The sequence below is a fragment of the Tsukamurella conjunctivitidis genome (assembly GCF_007858475.1).
Lineage (GTDB): Bacteria > Actinomycetota > Actinomycetes > Mycobacteriales > Mycobacteriaceae > Tsukamurella > Tsukamurella conjunctivitidis.
In genome coordinates this window covers 1-615 of record NZ_VIGX01000156.1, presented here as the reverse complement: position 1 = coordinate 615, position 615 = coordinate 1, and the positions used below count along the sequence as shown (strand labels likewise).

1 protein-coding gene is annotated in these 615 nt (G+C 70.7%); it reads right to left on the bottom strand.

Annotation, left to right across the window (positions count from 1 at the left end):
- Positions 1 to 615: F0F1 ATP synthase subunit delta (locus FK530_RS24820; RefSeq protein WP_146489467.1), on the bottom strand; the 615-nt coding region annotated here is incomplete at both ends.

Here is a 615-nt window from a genome sequence, read left to right as displayed (position 1 = left end):
AGGGAGGGGTCGATGGCGACATTGAGGGTGACATCGCCGCCGAAACGTGCCGTGACGATGCGGCGCAGCCTCGCCAGCTGTGCCTCGGTGAAGGGAGCGGCGGCCGCCACGGTGACCAGGCGGCGCGAACGCACCTGTGCGGCGTGCTCCTCCAGGCGCCGCAGCGTTGCCAGCAGACGGCCGTGGGAGGTGCGCCCCACCGCACGACGCAGCAGGCGCATCGTCCACACGCTGACATGGGGGGCGAAGATGTCCTGTGCAAGGTCCGCCCTGTCGTGGCGCGTCCCGCGTCCCAGATCCGACAGGTCGTTGCGCAGCTCCCTGTTCCCCGCGAGGAACTCGCGGACCTGGAAGAGCTCGTCCTCCACCACGGCGATCGTGCCCTGGTCCACGGCGTCGTCCAACGTCGCCCAGATGCCGAGCACCTCGAAGGCGTCGTGCAGGTCCATCGGGTCCGACCAGTGGCCTGCGACCGCTGCATCGACCACCTGGAGGGTCTCCGGACGGACGTGGGGACCCAGCAGCTCGTGGGCCAGCGCAACACGGTCGGCGGTCTCGCGCGCGGGGTCCGTCAGGCTCTCCCGCAAGCGCACATCGGTGCGTGCGAGGTCGGAG